Origin of the sequence: Streptomyces griseorubiginosus (assembly GCF_036345115.1) — a bacterium.
Taxonomy (GTDB): domain Bacteria; phylum Actinomycetota; class Actinomycetes; order Streptomycetales; family Streptomycetaceae; genus Streptomyces; species Streptomyces griseorubiginosus_C.
In genome coordinates, this window is sequence record NZ_CP107766.1 from 6,169,542 (window position 1) to 6,186,885 (window position 17,344).

Annotated in this window: 17 protein-coding genes and 1 tRNA gene; 14 read left to right on the top strand and 4 right to left on the bottom strand. The window is 72.4% G+C overall.

Annotated features, from left to right (window positions below; all coding sequences use genetic code 11):
• The first annotated feature begins 144 nt into the window (after positions 1-144).
• The 7 genes from OHN19_RS27975 (at position 145) to OHN19_RS28005 (ending at position 4,807) form a co-directional block, all read left to right on the top strand.
• Positions 145-915: a hypothetical protein gene (locus tag OHN19_RS27975; protein ID WP_330266843.1), complete on the top strand. Its 771-nt coding sequence runs from the start codon at positions 145-147 to the stop codon at positions 913-915.
• Positions 916-1,095: 180 nt separating this feature from the next.
• Positions 1,096-1,383 carry a hypothetical protein gene (locus tag OHN19_RS27980; protein WP_330266844.1) on the top strand — a complete coding sequence of 96 codons (288 nt, stop codon included), beginning with the start codon at positions 1,096-1,098 and terminating at the stop codon, positions 1,381-1,383.
• Between the two features lie 160 nt (positions 1,384-1,543).
• Positions 1,544-2,041: a DUF5949 family protein gene (locus OHN19_RS27985; RefSeq protein ID WP_330266845.1), complete on the top strand. Its 498-nt coding sequence runs from the start codon at positions 1,544-1,546 to the stop codon at positions 2,039-2,041.
• Positions 2,041-2,679: a vitamin K epoxide reductase family protein gene (locus OHN19_RS27990; protein ID WP_330266846.1), complete on the top strand. Its 639-nt coding sequence runs from the start codon at positions 2,041-2,043 to the stop codon at positions 2,677-2,679. Before OHN19_RS27985 ends, OHN19_RS27990 begins: the two co-directional genes overlap by 1 nt.
• Before the next feature lie 117 nt (positions 2,680-2,796).
• Positions 2,797-3,309: a hypothetical protein gene (locus OHN19_RS27995; protein WP_330266847.1), complete on the top strand. Its 513-nt coding sequence runs from the start codon at positions 2,797-2,799 to the stop codon at positions 3,307-3,309.
• Positions 3,310-3,474: 165 nt separating this feature from the next.
• Entirely contained in the window at positions 3,475-3,957 is a 483-nt protein-coding gene (locus OHN19_RS28000) for a tyrosinase family oxidase copper chaperone (protein WP_330266848.1), read from the top strand.
• On the top strand, positions 3,941-4,807 hold the full coding sequence (locus tag OHN19_RS28005; RefSeq protein WP_330266849.1) for a tyrosinase family protein: 867 nt from the start codon (positions 3,941-3,943) through the stop codon (positions 4,805-4,807). Before OHN19_RS28000 ends, OHN19_RS28005 begins: the two co-directional genes overlap by 17 nt.
• A gap of 76 nt (positions 4,808-4,883) precedes the next feature.
• Here the strand turns inward: OHN19_RS28005 and OHN19_RS28010 are convergent, their stop codons facing one another.
• The gene (locus OHN19_RS28010; protein ID WP_330266850.1) at positions 4,884-5,180 is read right to left on the bottom strand and encodes a chaplin; all 297 of its coding nucleotides are present in this window, start codon (positions 5,178-5,180) and stop codon (positions 4,884-4,886) included.
• Positions 5,181-5,373: 193 nt separating this feature from the next.
• On the opposite strand from OHN19_RS28010, the gene OHN19_RS28015 reads away from it, so the two are divergent.
• On the top strand, positions 5,374-5,943 hold the full coding sequence (locus OHN19_RS28015) for a DUF2087 domain-containing protein (RefSeq protein WP_330266851.1): 570 nt from the start codon (positions 5,374-5,376) through the stop codon (positions 5,941-5,943).
• Between the two features lie 67 nt (positions 5,944-6,010).
• On the opposite strand, the gene OHN19_RS28020 is transcribed toward OHN19_RS28015, so the two are convergent.
• Positions 6,011-6,970: a D-2-hydroxyacid dehydrogenase family protein gene (locus OHN19_RS28020; RefSeq protein WP_330266852.1), complete on the bottom strand. Its 960-nt coding sequence runs from the start codon at positions 6,968-6,970 to the stop codon at positions 6,011-6,013.
• A 207-nt stretch (positions 6,971-7,177) separates the two neighbouring features.
• Positions 7,178-7,250: transfer RNA gene (locus OHN19_RS28025), tRNA-Arg, on the bottom strand.
• A 322-nt stretch (positions 7,251-7,572) separates the two neighbouring features.
• On the opposite strand from OHN19_RS28025, the gene OHN19_RS28030 reads away from it, so the two are divergent.
• The 5 genes from OHN19_RS28030 to OHN19_RS28050 all read left to right on the top strand — a co-directional run bounded on the left by OHN19_RS28030 (position 7,573) and on the right by OHN19_RS28050 (position 14,475).
• Complete coding sequence (locus tag OHN19_RS28030; protein ID WP_330266853.1) at positions 7,573-9,180, top strand: dynamin family protein; 1,608 nt, start codon at positions 7,573-7,575, stop codon at positions 9,178-9,180.
• A gap of 657 nt (positions 9,181-9,837) precedes the next feature.
• A complete protein-coding gene (locus OHN19_RS28035) occupies positions 9,838-11,697 on the top strand; it encodes a YfjP family GTPase (RefSeq protein WP_330266854.1) in 1,860 nt (619 codons plus the stop codon).
• Between the two features lie 196 nt (positions 11,698-11,893).
• Positions 11,894-12,358, top strand: a complete 465-nt coding sequence (locus OHN19_RS28040) for a single-stranded DNA-binding protein (RefSeq protein ID WP_330266855.1) — start codon at positions 11,894-11,896, stop codon at positions 12,356-12,358.
• Between the two features lie 305 nt (positions 12,359-12,663).
• Positions 12,664-14,076, top strand: a complete 1,413-nt coding sequence (locus OHN19_RS28045) for a Cys-Gln thioester bond-forming surface protein (protein ID WP_330266856.1) — start codon at positions 12,664-12,666, stop codon at positions 14,074-14,076.
• A 33-nt stretch (positions 14,077-14,109) separates the two neighbouring features.
• Positions 14,110-14,475, top strand: coding sequence for a hypothetical protein (locus OHN19_RS28050; RefSeq protein WP_330266857.1), 366 nt, complete (start codon positions 14,110-14,112; stop codon positions 14,473-14,475).
• Between the two features lie 163 nt (positions 14,476-14,638).
• Here the strand turns inward: OHN19_RS28050 and OHN19_RS28055 are convergent, their stop codons facing one another.
• On the bottom strand, positions 14,639-15,463 hold the full coding sequence (locus OHN19_RS28055; protein ID WP_330266858.1) for a hypothetical protein: 825 nt from the start codon (positions 15,461-15,463) through the stop codon (positions 14,639-14,641).
• A 214-nt stretch (positions 15,464-15,677) separates the two neighbouring features.
• On the opposite strand from OHN19_RS28055, the gene ettA reads away from it, so the two are divergent.
• Positions 15,678-17,342, top strand: a complete 1,665-nt coding sequence (gene ettA / locus OHN19_RS28060; protein WP_330266859.1) for an energy-dependent translational throttle protein EttA — start codon at positions 15,678-15,680, stop codon at positions 17,340-17,342.
• Positions 17,343-17,344 lie beyond the last annotated feature (2 nt).

A 17,344-nucleotide genomic window follows, 5' to 3' on the forward strand; every position in this document is an offset into this window, starting at 1 on the left:
ACTCCGCTTGATGCGGCCCTCACCAGGAGGAACGCGAGGTTGACGGGACGAGCGCGGGAGCGGGCCGTATCCGATCGGTTGCAGAGCGCGAGGGGCGCTTCCACGGTGGGTCCAAGATCCTCGTGCATCGAAAGGAACACCCCCATGCGTGGTCTGTCCGTCCGGCGCATCGCCTCCTCCGCCCTCTGTGGCGCCCTGCTCCTGGGGCTCGCCGGGCCGGCCGCGGTGGCGGCCGAGACCCAGCCGGCGCGCGACCGCGTCCAGGCGGCGTCCCAAGCCCCCGTCCCCGGCGCCGACGGGCTGCTCGCCCAGGTCCAGAGCCTGGGCAACCTCGGCGCCGTGCTCACCCCGGTCACCGATCTCCTCAACGCCGTACTGAAGGCGGACAACGGTCAGCTCTCGGCGGAGGAGGCGACCAAGCTCGGTGACGCCGTGAAGGCCGCGATCGAGAAGGTGAGCGCGGCTCCGGCCGCTCCGGCGGTGCCGTCCGTGCCGTCGGTGCCCGCCGTACCGGCCGTACCGGCGACGCCGGCTCTGCCGCAGACGCCGACGAGCTCCCTGCCGACCGGCTCGCTCCCCGCGGTGCCCACGCTCCCCTCGCTCTCGACGAGCGGTGACGACTCCAAGGCCGGGGCCTCCGCGAAGCTCCCGGCCGACCTCGTCGCCGACGCGCTCGCCGGCCTCCAGAAGGCGGTCGACACGCTGCTCGCGGCCGCCACCTCCGGTGACGTCACGCAGGTCGTCCCGGCCGTCACCGGTGTGCTGACCGGCCTGGTCAACGTCCTCGCCGCCACGCTGCTGAGCGGGAAGCTGCCGCTGCCCGACCTGCCGGGGCTGCCGGCGCTGCCGAGCGCGCCCGGCCTGCCGACTCTGCCGACGGGTTCCCTGCCCACCAGCCCGCTCCCGGCGTCGTAAGGCGGCTGAGTTCCGCCCCTTCGCGGCATCCCGTTGTGCCGGTCCTTCCCGGGCCGGCACAACGGCTTTTTCATGAAAGCCCAATTACTGCGCGCGGGGTTTCCCCCTCGGGGGAGAGATCGTTGGGCACGGTGTCCGCATTCGCCCCGGTGACCTGCGTCGCCGAAAGGAAGGAACCCGATGAAGTCCCTGAAGGCTGCCGCTGTAGTTGCCGGTTCCCTGGCCCTCGCCGGTGCCGCCGCGCCCGCGTTCGCCTACAACACCGCCGACGTCACGCCCACCAGCCTCAACGGCGCTGTGAACACGCTCACCAGCGGCCGGCTCGAGCCCGCCGACGTGGCGCCGCTCCAGCACCAGTCGGACGCGCTCGACACCGAGAACAAGGACTCCGTGCTCAACACCGTGAAGGGCGCGACCACCACGCTGAACTCGAGCGGCCTGCTCGGCGGACTTCCGCTCCAGCACTGAGGTTCCCTCCGCGCCGTCAGGGCCGGTGCCCACCGCAAGGGACCGGTCCTGTCAGCCCGTTCGAGGCGTTTCCCTCGATCGTGTGGAGCGGGCGCGGGCGCTCCCCCGGTCGGGTGAGAAGGCGCCCGGAGGCCGGGCGACGCGTCGATAAGGTCGCGCGGTGACCTCAACCTCAAGCGAAACCCGCCCCTTCAACGCCCCCGACCTGGGCACGCTCGTCGTGATGGCCTGGAGCGGCGAAGCCCCCGACGGCGACATGCCCTACCTCCTCGCCTACTCCCTCGGGGACGGCGCGGCCGGCCCGGAGGGCTCGACGGCCGCCGTGGAGGCACTGCTGGAGAACAACGGCCTGCCGGTCGGCGGCGACCTCGTCGACGGCAAGGCGCGGCCCAGCCTCCCGGTCAGCCTGCTCGTCGAGTCCGGCACCGCCGTCGTCACCATGCCGGGCTTCAGCGCCCAGTGCGTCCCGCCGCCGGAGTGGCTCGCGGCCGTCGAGGAACGCGGCTTCTGCTACTTCGTGTTCACCACCCGCCCCTGGCCCGAGGGCGAGCCGGGCAAGCCCGTCGACCCCGAGGCGCTGGCCGCCTTCGCGGGCGCCGACGAGACCCTGAACGAGGCCGCGCACATCGTGGTGGCGCCCCGCACCTTGCGCGGCTGATGGAGCGGACCGCGGGCGGCGGCGGTGGGGAACGGACGGCGGGCGGCGGCCGCGAGGACCGGACCGCGGGCGGCGGCCCCGGCTTCGCCACGCTGCTGGTGATCACGGGGGCCGCCGGACTGCTGGCCGCCTGGGTGATCACCCTCGACAAGTTCAAGCTCCTCGAGGACCCGGACTTCACCCCGGGGTGCAGTCTGAACCCGGTGGTGTCCTGCGGCAGTGTCATGAAGAGCGACCAGGCCTCGGCCTTCGGGTTCCCCAACCCGATGCTCGGCCTGGTCGCCTACGCCGTCGTGATCTGCGTCGGCGTCGGCCTGCTGGCCGGCGCCCGCTTCCCCCGCTGGTACTGGCTGACCTTCGACGCCGGCTGCCTGTTCGGCGTCGGGTTCGTGTCGTGGCTGCAGGTCGAGTCGCTCTACCGGATCAACGCGCTGTGCCTGTGGTGCTGTCTGGCGTGGATCGCCACGACCGTCCTGTTCTGGTACGTGACGTCGTTCGCCGTACGCCGTCAGTTCCTGCCCGCACCCGAGGGGTTGAGGACGTTCCTCACCGAATTCACCTGGGTGCTCCCGGTGGTGCACCTCGGGATCGTCGGAATGCTGATCCTGACGCGCTGGTGGGACTTCTGGACGAGCTGATTGCCGTACGTCCTATTACTGCGGCAGTCGGGGGAATCTTGCGCTGGTCCCGGGCCCGGAATCGTTACGGGGGAAGGACGTTGAGCTTCCCGATTCCCGAAAGGCACCGTACCTGAGATGAAGTCGACCACCCGAGGAACCATCGCCGCCGTCATCACGGGCGTAGCGGCCGCGGTGGGCGCCGCGACCCCCGCCGCCGCGGTGGACACGGTTCCGGTCCCCGTGCCGCTGGAGGGCGTCGAGAACTCCCTCGGCATGCAGCTGCCGAAGCTCGGCGCGGAGCTTCCGCTGCTGACGCCGGGCGCGCCCGAGGGCCCGCAGTACGTCGAGGGCCGGCTCATCCCGGAGCGGGTGCTGCCGCAGGTGCCGATCGGCGGCGCGCTGCCCGGCGCGGGCCTGCGCGCCCCGCTGCCGCACGTCCTCGGCGACGACTTCGACCACGTCGGTGTCGGCGCCCCCGCCTCCGACCTGCGCACCCTCGCCCCGGGCCTGAGCGTGGACGCCCCGCTCACCGCCCCCAACCCCGACAACTACGGCCTCCCGGACGCCAAGCTGCCCCAGGTGGGCGTCCTCGCCCCCGTCCTCCAGACGGTCCCGGGCGCCGACCTGGTGACGGGGCCGGGTCTGTAGGACCGAGTGGTCAGCCGTCTGACGGGCCCGGGCGCTGCCGCCCGGGCCCTTCGGTTTCCCTCCGCCCGTGTCCCCGCCCCCGTTCACCTTCCCGGCCGCTCGACGGTGACCGACAGGGGGGTCGGGCGGTTACCGGTACGGACAACCCGAACCGGAGGAGCAGCGATGGTCGTGAGTGTCGAAGTGGCGGCGGTGGGGACGGCGCGGGGGCGCAGCCGGCGTGACCGTGGCGGACCCGCCCGGGTGAGCCGGCGGGGCGTGCTGCTGGGAATCTTCGGACCGGTGGCCGTCGCCGCCGCGTTCGTCCCGGTCGCCGCCGCCACGCGTTCGCTGCGCGCGGCCGAACCGCCCGCGGACATCGTCTTCGACGAGACCTACCGCGGCCGCCGGATCCGGGGCATCAGGACCTCCGCCACCAGCGCGGGCCGCGTCTTCGACGGCGCCCAGTGGCACGTCACCGTCGACGGCCGGCCCCTGCACCTGATGCGCCGCGCCGACGGCACCTGGCTGAGCATGGTCGACCACTACCGGTCGTACGAGACACCGCTCGAAGCCGCCCGCGCCGCCGTCGACGAGCTCGGGCCCGGGCGGCAACTGCGCGAAGGAACACAGCCACACATGGGGGGAGACCATGGCGTACACGCGTAAGGACGTCAGCACACTGACCGCCACGGAGAAGCGGCGGTTCGTGAAGGCGATGCTGGAGGTGAAACGGCGCGGCGAGTACGACGAGTTCGTGCGCACCCACATCGAGTACTACAACTCCGACGGGGAGGACGGCCTCCGTACGGCCCACATGGCGCCCTCCTTCCTGCCCTGGCACCGGCGCTTCCTGCTGGACCTGGAGCGGGCGCTGCGGCGCGTCGACTCGTCGGTGACGGTGCCGTACTGGGACTGGACCCGCGACCGTACGGCGACCTCGGCGCCCTGGACCAAGGATCTGCTCGGCGGCAACGGCCGGCGCTCGGACCGGCAGGTGATGACCGGGCCGTTCGCCTGGGCGACCGGCAACTGGACTCTCAAGGAGGGCGTCACCGACGGGGAGTTCCTCACCCGGGACCTCGGCCGCTCCGCCGACCCGATCGCCCTGCCGACGAAGAGCGAGCTGGAGGGGGCGCTCGCCGATCCGGTCTACGACGTCTCGCCCTGGGACTCCACGGTGACCAGGGGGTTCCGCAACAAGCTGGAGGGCTGGGGGAGCGGGCGGGGCAGTGTCGCCTGGCGCAACCACAACCGGGTGCACCGCTGGGTCGGCGGGGCCATGGTCGGCGGCGCGTCCGTCAACGACCCCGTCTTCTGGATGCACCACGCCTTCATCGACCTGTGCTGGTACCGCTGGCAGCGGCGGCACGCCGGCGCCCGCTACCAGCCGGCCAGGCCGCCGGGTCCGGCGAACGCCCAGTACCGGCGGGTCGTGGCCCGGGGCGAGAAGCTGCCGCCGTGGGGTGTGACACCGGATCAGCTGGAGGACGTCAGCGGGATCTACCGGTACGCCTGAGACCCACGGACCGTCCCTGGGCATGGGAAGAGCCCCGGCGCTCGAGGTGCCGGGGCTCTGTGCCGGGTACGGACGGTCAGCCGCCGTAGCCGTAGCCGCCGTGTCCACCGGGGCCGGGGTTGCCCTTGTGGCCGCCGTCGTTGACGCAGCTGTTGCCGAAGGCCGGGTTCAGCAGGCCGATCACGTCCACGGTGTTCCCGCACAGGTTGACCGGGATGTGGACCGGGACCTGGACGACGTTGCCCGACAGGACGCCGGGCGAGCCGACGGCCTCGGCGCCGGCACCCGCGTCCGCCAGCGCCATGCCGGCGCCGCCGATGACCACGGCGCCGGTGCCGAGGGCGACCCCCGCTGCCTTCGCGATGCGAGACATCACGTACTCCTTCTGACTCGTTGGGTGCGACGACAGGACGCGCCGTCGCACTCCCCCTTCAACGCGGCCACTCACTCCTGGTAACGGCGTTCATGTGGGGATCACCCTTTTTGAACAGCGGGGCCGGGTTCCGCTCTCGTGTGCGAGGGAAATTCGCTCGGAGCGGCGGGGGCGGCCCGGCTAGCCTCCGGACATGGCTATCGACACCGAACCGGTCGACCAAGTGATCCGTCTGTTCGCCGAGGAGAGCCGCGTGCGGGCCTTCGCCGCGGTCGCGCTGGGCGCCGGCACCCCCGCAGCGGTCGCCCGGACGGCCGGTCTGTCGGCGCGGGACACGGCCGTGGCGCTGCATCGCCTGGGCGAGCAGGGCGTGGTGGTCGAGCAGGCCGACGGGGCGCTGGAGGTGGCGTACGGCCTCTTCAAGGACTACGCGCGACGGGCACCCGCCGAGGAGGCGCCGGTCCCGGAGGAGCGGGTGCTGCGGGCCTTCGTCCGGGGCGGTCGGCTGGTCCGGCTGCCGGCGCAGTGGAGCCGCAAGAAGCGGGTCCTGGAGCACATCGCCGAGCAGACCTTCGCGCCCGGGGTCGACTACCCCGAGCGGGTCGTCGACGAGAAGCTGCGGGCCTGGTGCGAGGACAGCGACGCCATCGACCATGTGACGCTCCGGCGCTATCTGGTGGACCTGCATCATCTGCGGCGGAGCGCGGGGGTCTATCGCAGGCCTGCTGTGGGCGGGGCCTCAGGGGAGCTGTCGTGCGGGTGATGCCGCTTCAGGGGAGCTGTCGTGCAGGTGATCGCCTCAGGGGAGCTGTCGTGCGGGTGATGCCGCCTCAGGGGAGTCGTCGTACGGGTGAACCCGCCAGGTAGGCCTCGATGTTCTCGACCACCTGGCCGTAGTACGTCGTGTAGTTGGCCTGCGAGACATAGCCGAGGTGCGGGGTGGCGAGCAGGCGGGGGGCCGTGCGCAGGGGGTGGTCGGCGGGGAGGGGCTCGGTGTCGAAGACGTCGAGGGCCGCTCCGGCGATCCGGCCCTCGTGCAGGGCGGCGAGGAGCGCGTCCTGGTCGACGATCGCCGCGCGCGAGGTGTTGATCAGGTAGGCGGTGGGCTTGAGGAGGGCGATTTCGGCGGGGCCGAGCAGGCCTCTGGTGCGGTCGCCGAGGGCGAGGTGCACGGAGACGAAGTCGCTGGTGGAGAGCAGGTCTTGCAGGGACGGGGCGAGCTCCGTGCCCACCTCGGCCGCGCGTTCCCGGGTGAGGTTCTGGCTCCAGGCGCTGACCTGCATGCCGAAGGCGAGACCGACCTGGGCGACGCGGCTGCCGATCTTGCCGAGACCGAGCAGTCCGAGCCGGCGGCCGTGCAGGTCGGCGCCGACGGTGGACTGCCAGGCGCCTTGCGTGCGCAGGGCGTTGCTCTCCTGGACGATCCCACGGGCGAGGCCGAGGAGAAGGGCCCAGGTGAGTTCGACCGGCGGGGTCGAGGAGCTGGCCGTGCCGCAGACGGTGACGCCGTGCGCCTCGGCGGCGGCGTAGTCGATGACGGTGTTGCGCATGCCGGAGGCGATGAGCAGCTTCAGCCGGGGGAGGCGGGCGAAGAGGGCGGCGGGGAAGGGGACGCGCTCGCGCAGGGTGACCACGATGTCGGCGTCGGCGAGAGCGGCGACCAGGGCGTCCTCGTCGGCGAAGTGGCTGTCGTAGGAGACGACTTCGACGCGGTCAGCGAGCGGCGACCAGTCGGCGAAGCGCGTCGCCACCCGCTGGAAGTCGTCCAGCACGGCACAGCGCAGACGCATGTCGGTCCTTCCCCTGTGGTGGTTCCCGGTCAGGGTGATCGACTCTACGCCGCGGCACTGTCAGTGGCAGTCGCGCATGATCTCGGTAGGTGCGAGGAGCCGTCCCGTCCGGCGGGCGCTTCGGGCCCGAGGCGCTTGGCCACGTACCGCTGCGGGGCCGGACATGAAAAGACCCCCTGCCCGAACGACGTGGTCAGAAGGTGTTTGCGCCCCCGGCAGGACTCGAACCTGCGGCCAAGCGCTTAGAAGGCGCCTGCTCTATCCACTGAGCTACGGGGGCCGGGTGTGGTGGCCTCTGTCTTGGGTGCCCGGGTGTGGGCCGTTCCGTGACGTTGCCGGGGACAAGGATAGGGCTCCCACGACCTTGTCCCTGTTGCTTCGCCTCCGTGGCTCGATGTGGAGGTTCAGTGAAGCGGTCCTGATAATCGCAGGCAGGTACGAATCGTGCATCGCTTTTGCCGCCTCGCGCACCGGGTGTTGTGCACTCGTTATGCCTGGACTGTGCCTGCGTCCCAGTCATCCCTTCCGTCCCTTGTGTCCTGTCGGCGCGCAGACGTGCTCATATGCTTCAGAATTCCCCTAAAATTGGGCATTCTTCACATGTGGTGACCTTGGACGTACGGCCTCAGCTGCTCGACGCACTCTCCGCCCTGCGCGACCGTGTCGCCGCCGCACGCTTCCCGCTGCCCCTGGCGGGGGCCCCACGCGCGCGTGCCAACCGCGACGAACTGCTCGCCCAGCTCGACGACTATCTGGTGCCCCGGCTGAGGGATCCCGAAGCGCCGCTGCTGGCCGTCGTGGGCGGCTCCACCGGGGCGGGCAAGTCGACCCTCGTCAACTCCCTTGTGGGGCGCCGGGTGAGCGAGGCGGGCGTACTGCGGCCGACCACGCGGACCCCGGTGCTGGTCTGCCATCCGGAGGACCATCACTGGTTCAGCGGGATGCGGGTCCTGCCCGACCTCACCCGCGTGTGGGTGCCCCACCGGGAGGCGGGGGACGAACTCCTGCTGCCCGGCGAGAACCCCGCGCGCGTGCTGCGCATCGAGACCGCCGACACCCTCCCGCCCGGCCTCGCGCTCCTCGACGCGCCCGACATCGACTCCCTGGTCGCCGACAACCGCGTCCTCGCCGCCGAGCTGATCTGCGCGGCCGACGTCTGGATCATGGTCACCACGGCCGCCCGCTACGCCGACGCCGTCCCCTGGCACCTCCTGCGCACCGCCAAGGAGTACGACGCCACCCTGGTGACCGTCCTCGACCGGGTGCCGCACCAGGTCGTCTCCGAGGTCTCCCGGCAGTACGGCGCCCTGCTCACCAAGGCGGGCCTCGGCGAGGTGCCCCGGTTCACGGTGCCGGAGCTGCCCGAGTCGGCCTGGGGCGGCGGACTGCTGCCGGCCACCGCGGTGGCACCGCTGCGGACCTGGCTCGTCCACCAGGTGCAGGAGCCGGCCGCCCGGCAGCACACCGTCGCCCGTACGGCCCACGGTGTGCTCGCCTCCCTCAAGTCCCGGATGCCCGAACTGGCCAGTGCCGCCGCCGCCCAGTACGCAGCCGCGCTGCGGCTCACCACCGCCGTCGAGGTGGCGTACGACAGCGAGTACGCGCGCGTGCGGGGGCGGCTGCAGGCCGGTGCCGTGCTCGCCGGTGACGCCCTCAAGCGCTGGCGTGCCTTCCCCCTCGACTGCACCGCCGGCGAGCTCCTGGACGCCCTGGTGGAGAGCTTGGGCGCCCTCCTGCTGTGCGCGGTCACCGCCGCCGACGAGCGGGTCGCCGAGGCCTGGCGGCGCGAACCGGCCGCCGCGGCGCCTGAACTGACCGACCGTGATCCGACTCCGGAGAGCGCCGAGCACCGGATCGGGATGGCCGTACGGCGGTGGCGGCGGGAGCTGGAGGAGTACGCCGAGGACGAGGTCCGGGGCCTCGACCGAGGCGTCGCGCCCGACCCGGAGACCGTGGCCGCCCTCGTCGCCACCGCGCTGCTGGGCGGGCGGCGGGCCCGGGTCGCCGGTGAGGGGCTCGCCGAGCGGATCGGCGCCCATGGCGCGCTGCGGCTGCGGGACCGGGGCGGACGGCTGCTCGCCGAGCACCTCGACCGGGTCGTGCACGCCGAACGCGAACGCCGGCTCGCCCCGCTCGACGCACTCGAAGTACACCCCGAGCCCCAGGCCGAGCTCATCGCCGCGCTGTCCGTACTGCAGAAGGAGAGGTGACCGATGACCGCCGTCACGGATCAGGACCACACGGATCAGGACCACACCGAGCGGGCGGGGGACGCCGTATCGGAGGGGGAGGCGGTGGCCGGGGGCTCGGCGGGCGCTGGGGGAGCGGGGGGCGAGGAGGGTCACGCGCGCGTGGAGGTCGGGGACGGGCGTGAGGAGGACGGGCGGGAGGGTGCCGGGGCGGGTGTCGATGGCGGTGTCGGGGAGGGGCGTCGGGGGGACGGAGACGCTGGTGGGGCGGTGAGTGACGGGACCGCGCGGGTGAGGGGTGGACACGCGGGTGCGGAGAAGGGGCGGGGCCGTGCGCGGGCGGGGACGGGCGTGGGGCGCGAGGGTGACGAGCCCGGTCGGGCGAGCGCGAGGTCGGGGCGGGACGGGGAGGCGTCCGGTCGTGGGCGGGTCGGGTCGGGGCAGGAGGGGGGCGAGGAGCCGGGGCACCGGCGTGAGGACGGGCGGCGCGGGCGTGAGGAGGGTCAGCGCGGGCCTGAGGAGGGCCGGCACCGGGGCGAGGAGGGTAAGCACCCGCGGGAGGCCGGTGAGCGCGCGCGTGAGGAAGGGCGGCACGGGCGTGCGGACGGGCGGCACGCGCGCGAGGACGGTAGGCCCGGGCGTGAGGAAGGGCGACCTGGTCGTGAGGAAGGGCGGCACGTGCGCGAGGTCGGTAAGCCTGGGCGTGAGGAAGGGCGGCCCGGGCGGGACGACGGCAGGCACGTGCGCGAGGAGAAGCCCCGTGGGCGGGCCGCGGGAGGGTGCGGGGACGGGGAGGCCGGGAGTGGGTCCCCGGAGGTGGTCGATGCCGGTGTGGTGGTCGACGGTGAATCGGGTGGTGCCTGGGACGACGGGCTGATCGCGCGGCGGGTCACCGCCGAGAGCGAGCAGGCCGCCGTCGTGGAGGCTCGTGGGCACAACGCGCCGCCCGCCGCCCCGTTGGCGTACGACGGCCCTCTGCGCTCCCGTCTGGACGCGCTGCGGGAGCTGATCGGGCTGTCCCGGACCCGGCTCGACAGCCGGACGCTCGCCGAGGCCGGCCAGGTCCTGGACGAGGCGGCCGCCCGGCGCAGGCTCTCCGGGCAGCACACCGTCGTCGCCATCGCGGGTGCGACGGGCAGCGGCAAGTCGCAGTTGTTCAACGCGCTCGCCGGAGTGACGATCTCGGAGTCCGGCGTGCGCCGGCCCACCACCGCCGCGCCGATCGCGTGCAGTTGGAGCGACGGCTCGGCCAGTCTCATCGAGCGGCTCGGCATCCCGCCCCGGCTGCGGCGGCGCCCGCTGCAGAGCGCCGAGTCGGAGGCCCAGCTGCGCGGGCTCGTCCTGGTCGACCTGCCCGACCACGACTCGGCCGCGGTCCAGCACCGCGAGCACGTGGACCGGATCCTGGCGCTCGTCGACGCCGTCATCTGGGTCGTGGACCCCGAGAAGTACGCCGACGCGATGCTGCACGAGCGCTATCTGCGGCCGATGGCGGGCCACGCGGAGGTCATGTTCATCGTCCTCAACCAGATCGACCGGCTGCCCGGGGAGGCCGCCGAGCAGGTCCTCGACGACCTGCGGCGGCTGCTGGACGAGGACGGGATCGCGCTCGGGGAGTACGGCGAACCGGGCGCCACCGTGCTCGCGCTGTCCGCGCTCACCGGGGACGGCGTCGGTGAACTGCGGGAGTCGCTCGGCCAGTTCGTCGCCGAGCGCGGAGCTCCCGCGCGGCGGATCGCGGCCGACGTGGACGCGGCCGCGTGGCGCCTGCGGCCCGTCTACGCGACCGGTCGGCGCACCGGCCTGAGCGAGGACGCGCGCGACGACTTCGCCGCCCGCCTCGCGGACGCGGTCGGCGCCACCGCGGCGGGCGAGGCGGCCGAGCGCGCCTGGCTGCGCAACGCCAACCGCGCGTGCGGCACGCCCTGGCTGCGGCTGTGGCGCTGGTACCAGGACCGGCGCGAACCTGTCACGGGACGGCTGCCGTTGCGCACCCAGGCCGACGAGGAGGCGACCGCGCGGCAACAGGTCGAGCAGGCCGTACGGACGCTCGCCGACCGCGCCTCGGCGGGACTGCCCGCGCCCTGGGCGCAGGCGGTGCGCGAGGCGGCCGTACGGGGCTCCCAGGGGCTTCCCGAGGCGCTGGACGAGCTGACGGCCCGGGCCGGGCTGCCGCCGGGCAAGCCACCGCGTCCGGGCTGGTGGCCGGCAGCCGTTCTGGCCCAGGCGTCCATGACGCTGCTTCAGATCGTCGGCGGCGCCTGGCTGGTGGGTCAGATCGTCGGGGTCATGGCGCCGAACCTCGGGGTTCCGGTGCTGCTGATGGTCTTGGGCATCATCGGCGGCCCGCTCGTCGAGTGGAGCTGCCGGATGGCGGCGCGGGGGCCCGCGCGGCGGTACGGCGTGGAGGCGGAACGGCGTCTGCGGGAGGCGGCGGCGGGGTGCGGGCGGGCCCGGGTGCTGGATCCGGTGGCGGCGGAGCTGCTGCGGTACCGGGAGGTCCGGGAGCAGTACAGGAGGGTCGTGGGGGTGGGGTGACGGGTGGTTCCGTGGACCGGGTCCCTCGTTCGGGTGGTGGAGTTTTCCACAGCCCGTGGACGGTCCACAGGGCGCAGCGGGCTCGGCCCGGCGGAGGCAGTCTGGCTTCGCGGCGATCGCGGTGACGCGTTCGGCACGCAGACGGCAACAGCCGTACGGGACGGGCCCGTACGCATGTCCGGGAGGGTTTTCCGCGATGAACGAGACGATGATCTGCGCGGTGGGCAACGTGGCGACGCAGCCGGTGTACCGCGAGTTGACGACCGGCGCGTCGGTGCGGTTCCGGCTCGCGGCGACCGCGCGCTATCTGGACCGCGAGAAGAACGAGTGGACGGACGGGCACACCAACTTCTTCACGGTGTGGGCCAACCGCCAGCTCGCCACCAACGTGTCCGGGTCCATCAACGTGGGCGATCCGGTGGTCGTCCAGGGCCGGTTGAAGGTGCGGTCGGAGGTCCGCGAGGGGCAGCCGTCCTGGACCTCGGCCGACATCGACGCGGTGGCGATCGGTCATGACCTCGCGCGCGGCACCTCGGCCTTCCGGCGCACCCAGCGGGCGGAGAACGCGGCGGCCGGCACGCCCGCGCAGCCGGAGCCGGCCTGGGAGACACCGCCGGGCGACGACACCGCGGACCGGCGGGAGGCCGTCGCGGTGACGTGACGTCGGGTGACGTGACGTCGGGTGACGTGACGTCAGGCGGGCGCTGGTGCTCTGACCGAAGTGCGGCTTATCGGCGGGCTTATCGGCGAATGCGTCCGGAACTTCCGGTCGACTTGTCGATAAGCCCTCCCGGCGAAGGGGGCTGGCGATAACGATTCCGAGTCGGATCGATCTTCCGACCGCATCCCCGGGAAGAGCGGCGCGGCCGCGTCCCTAGGATGCCGAACACAGCTCTCGGGGCTATTGATTCTGCTGGTGGGACCGCCACCCCGCTCGTCAACGGGTCCTGCTCGAAGGGGAATTCCGTGTTTTCTGCGTTCTCTGCGCTGTCCGTGCGCGGACGGGGAGCGGCTCGCCTCGCGGCCGCCACCTTCGTCTCCGGCCTGCTCGCGGCCGGTATGGCGGTGGCCGCCGCCGGCACGGCCGCCGCGGACGACACGGCACAGAACCAGAGAGGGGCGACCGCGACCATAGGAGGTCTGAAGACCTACGGCGAAGCGGTGATCCACGACACCAACGGCGATCTCCAGGTGCCCGCCGGGCTGTTCGAGATGTCCGTCGAGGGCGGCGGCACCCTGCAGACCTACTGCGTCGACCTCTACAACCCGACGCAGAAGGACGCCAAGTACCACGAGACCGACTGGAGCGGGACCTCGCTGGGCGCCAACAGGAACGCGGGGAAGATCCGTTGGATCCTCCAGAACTCCTACCCCCAGGTGAACGACCTCGCGGCGCTCGCCGCCAAGGCCGGTGTCCCCGCCGGGCTGACCGAGCAGGACGCGGCGGCCGGGACCCAGGTGGCGATCTGGCGCTACTCGGACGCGGCGAACGTGGACGCCGTCGACCCGCAGGCCGAGAAGCTCGCGGACTACCTGGAGAAGAGCGCCCGTGACCTCACGGAGCCGGCGGCCTCGCTGACCCTCGACCCGCCCGCGGTCTCCGGCCACCCAGGCGAGCTGCTCGGCCCGGTGACGGTGCACACCAACGCGGCCGGTACGACGGTCACGCCGCCGGCCGACGCGGCCACCAGCGGGGTGCGGATCGTCGGCAAGGACGGCAAGCCGGTGACCTCCGCGAGCAACGGCAGCGAGCTCTACTTCGACGTCCCCGAGGACGCGGGGGCGGGTGCGGCCGACCTCACCGTGCAGGCCTCCACCACCGTGCCGGTCGGCCGGGCCTTCGCCTCGGAGAGCCGCAGCCAGACGCAGATCCTGGCCGGTTCCAGCGAGTCGACCGTCTCGGCGACGGCGAGCGCGACCTGGGCGGAGCAGGGCGCCGTACCGGCCCTGTCCGCGGCCCGGAACTGCACCAAGGGCGGACTGGACATCACCGCGACCAACCAGGGCGACGAGGAGTTCGGCTTCGAGCTCATGGGCACGCAGTACGCCATCGCGGCGGGCGAGACCCGCACGGTGACGGTCCCGCTCCAGGAGGACCAGGCGTACGACTTCACGATCAAGGGCCCCGACGGCCTCGTGGAGCGTTTCACCGGGGTCCTGGACTGCCGCACCCGGAGCAGTGAGACGGGCGCCACCACTCAGACCCTCAGCGAGCCGAGCCCCGCCACGGTGGCCGCGCCCTCCGCCGACGTCAACCTCGCCGAGACCGGCGGCTCCGCTACGACGCCGCTGATCGCCGGGACCGCGATCGGGCTGGTGGTGATCGGGGGCGCCTTCCTGGTGCACACGGGCCGGAAGCAGAACCGCACGCACGACTGACCTCGGCGCCCCGGCGCGGGCAGAATGGCCCGCATGACGAAGTCAACCGCGTCAGCGGCGCGTCACCCGTCCTCGGAGTCCGTGCTGTCCCTGTGGTCGCAGGACTCGGTGCTGTCGATCGGCTCGGTGGGCTCGGTGCTGTCCATCGGCTCCGTCGGCTCGGCCCTGTCGGTCGGCTCGATCGGCAGCGCCCTGTCCGTCGGCTCGATCGGTTCCGCCCTCTCCCTGATCTCCACGGGGTCGTGGCTGAGCAAGGGGTCGTTGTTCTCGGCGCAGTCGAGCTGGTCGGTCCTGTCGTGGCGCGGTGACCGGGCGCTGCTGCGGTCCGCGGGGGCGGCCGGAGCGGTCGCCGTGGGCGCGGCCGTATGGCTGGCCGTGCGCGGGAGCGCGGACGGCTAGGGCCTGCCCGGCGGATCAGGCCGGCGTCGCGGTGGGCGGTGGCCGGTGCAGTGGGCGCGGCCGCCGCGGCCGGCGGAGGTTCCTCGGGCGGGGCGGGCGCCGCAGGCGCGCCCGCGCTGACGAGGCGCCCTTTCCCGCAGCCGGCTGATCCCGCGGACAGCCTCTACCGGCCCGTGCCGTTCAGGAGGTCGGCGTAGCCGCGGGCCTGGGCGGAGGCGTTGCGGTGCCAGTCGGACTGGGTGCGGTGTTCCTCGGCCAGGGAGGGTTCGGCGGTGACGAGCTGGTCGTAGACGGTGGCGATCTCGTCGTGCACGTCCGCGATGGCGAGCCGGTTGGCGCGCACGGCGTCCGCGTGACCGCGGTGGGCGTCGATGGCGTGCGGATCGGCGCCGAGGGGCGAGTTGGCCGGTCCCTGGGCGTGCAGGGCGCCGTACTCGTCGTTGAGCCGCGTGGCCCGGGCGTCCAGTTCCGTGCGCCGGGTGTGCAGGGCGGAGCCGCGGACGCGCAGGCTGGCCTCGTAGGCGTGCGAACCGGGAAAGCGGACCGCGTCCAGTCCCGAGGTGACGGCGTGCGGCCGGTCGGGCCGCAGCATGGCGTACCGGTCGTCGGCCTCGGCGGCCACTTCGAGCGTCTTCAGGTGCGGCGGCAGGGCGCTGCGTCCGATGGCCGCCCAGGCGTGCACATCGCCGTACCACTTCTCGTGGGCGGACTGGCGGGTGACACCGGCGACCTCCCCGATCTCGGCCCAGGTGGTCCCCCGCTCCCGCTCGGCGACCACGGCCTCCCGCACCACGTCCTCGACCCGGCGCTGGAGCTTCAGCGCGGTACGCAGCAGATCCCCGGGCGCGGGATCCGGCTCGACCGGGACGGCGTCGAGGACGGCGTCCACGAGCTGCCGCAGCGTGAGGGCGAGCGCGACGCGGGACTCGTCGCGGGGGGACAGACGATGGAGCTCGGGGGCGGCGGAGGCGTCCGGGGCGTCGGGCATGGCGTCAGGCTATCCCTGACAGTGATCACGCAGGGCGCCGTTCGCCCAGGTTCTCCCGGCCCGGGGCGGGGCTCGATGGGCATGTCACCGACAGGGCGCGTGAAACGCCAGGTCACAGCCCCCCGACCAAACGGGTTAACACCCGAGGGTGGACCTCAGGCAAGATGGGGTGTATCTGCCCACTGCCAGATTTCAAGCTGCCGGACGGTTTCTCTTGGCTGAGTACATCTACACCATGCGCAAGACGCGCAAGGCAATCGGCGACAAGGTCATCCTTGACGACGTCTCGCTGAACTTCCTGCCCGGCGCGAAGATCGGTGTGGTCGGCCCGAACGGTGCCGGTAAGTCCACGATCCTGAAGATCATGGCGGGGCTGGACCAGCCGTCGAACGGTGACGCGTTCCTCGCGCCCGGCTACACCGTCGGCATCCTCCTCCAGGAGCCCCCGCTCAACGAGGAGAAGACCGTCCTGGAGAACGTCCAGGAGGGTGTCGCCGAGGTCAAGGGCAAGCTCGACCGGTTCAACGAGATCGCCGAGCTGATGGCCACCGACTACAGCGACGCGCTCCTCGACGAGATGGGCAAGCTCCAGGAGGAGCTCGACCACGCCAACGCGTGGGACCTCGACGCTCAGCTGGAGCAGGCCATGGACGCCCTCGGGTGCCCCCCGGGCGACTGGGCCGTCACCAACCTCTCCGGTGGTGAGAAGCGGCGCGTGGCGCTCTGCAAGCTGCTGCTCGAAGCCCCCGACCTGCTGCTCCTCGACGAGCCCACCAACCACCTCGACGCCGAGTCGGTGAACTGGCTGGAGCAGCACCTCGCCAAGTACGACGGCACCATCGTCGCCGTCACCCACGACCGGTACTTCCTGGACAACGTCGCCGGCTGGATCTGCGAGGTCGACCGCGGCCGCCTGCACGGCTACGAGGGCAACTACTCCAAGTACCTGGAGACCAAGCAGACCCGTCTCAAGGTCGAGGGCCAGAAGGACGCCAAGCGCGCCAAGCGGCTCAAGGAAGAGCTCGAGTGGGTCCGCTCCAACGCCAAGGGGCGGCAGGCCAAGTCCAAGGCCCGTCTCGCGCGGTACGAGGAGATGGCCGCCGAGGCCGACAAGATGCGGAAGCTGGACTTCGAGGAGATCCAGATCCCGCCGGGCCCGCGGCTCGGCAGCATCGTCGTCGAGGTCTCCAACCTCAGCAAGGGCTTCGGTGACAAGCTCCTCATCGACGACCTCAGCTTCACCCTGCCGCGCAACGGCATCGTGGGTGTCATCGGCCCCAACGGCGCCGGCAAGACCACCCTCTTCAAGATGATCCAGGGTCTGGAGACCCCGGACTCCGGCTCCATCAAGGTCGGCGAGACCGTCAAGATCTCGTACGTCGACCAGAGCCGCGCCAACATCGACCCGAAGAAGACCCTCTGGGCGGTCGTCTCGGACGAGCTGGACTACATCAACGTCGGCCAGGTCGAGATGCCGAGCCGGGCGTACGTGTCCGCGTTCGGCTTCAAGGGTCCCGACCAGCAGAAGCCCGCCGGTGTCCTGTCCGGTGGTGAGCGCAACCGGCTCAACCTCGCGCTCACCCTCAAGCAGGGCGGCAACCTGCTGCTCCTCGACGAGCCGACCAACGACCTCGACGTCGAGACCCTCGGCTCGCTGGAGAACGCGCTCCTCGAGTTCCCGGGCGCGGCCGTGGTCGTCTCCCACGACCGGTGGTTCCTGGACCGGGTCGCCACCCACATCCTCGCCTACGAGGGTGACTCCAAGTGGTTCTGGTTCGAGGGCAACTTCGAGTCGTACGAGAAGAACAAGATCGAGCGGCTCGGCCCGGACGCGGCGCGTCCGCACCGCGCCACCTACAAGAAGCTGACCCGGGGCTGATC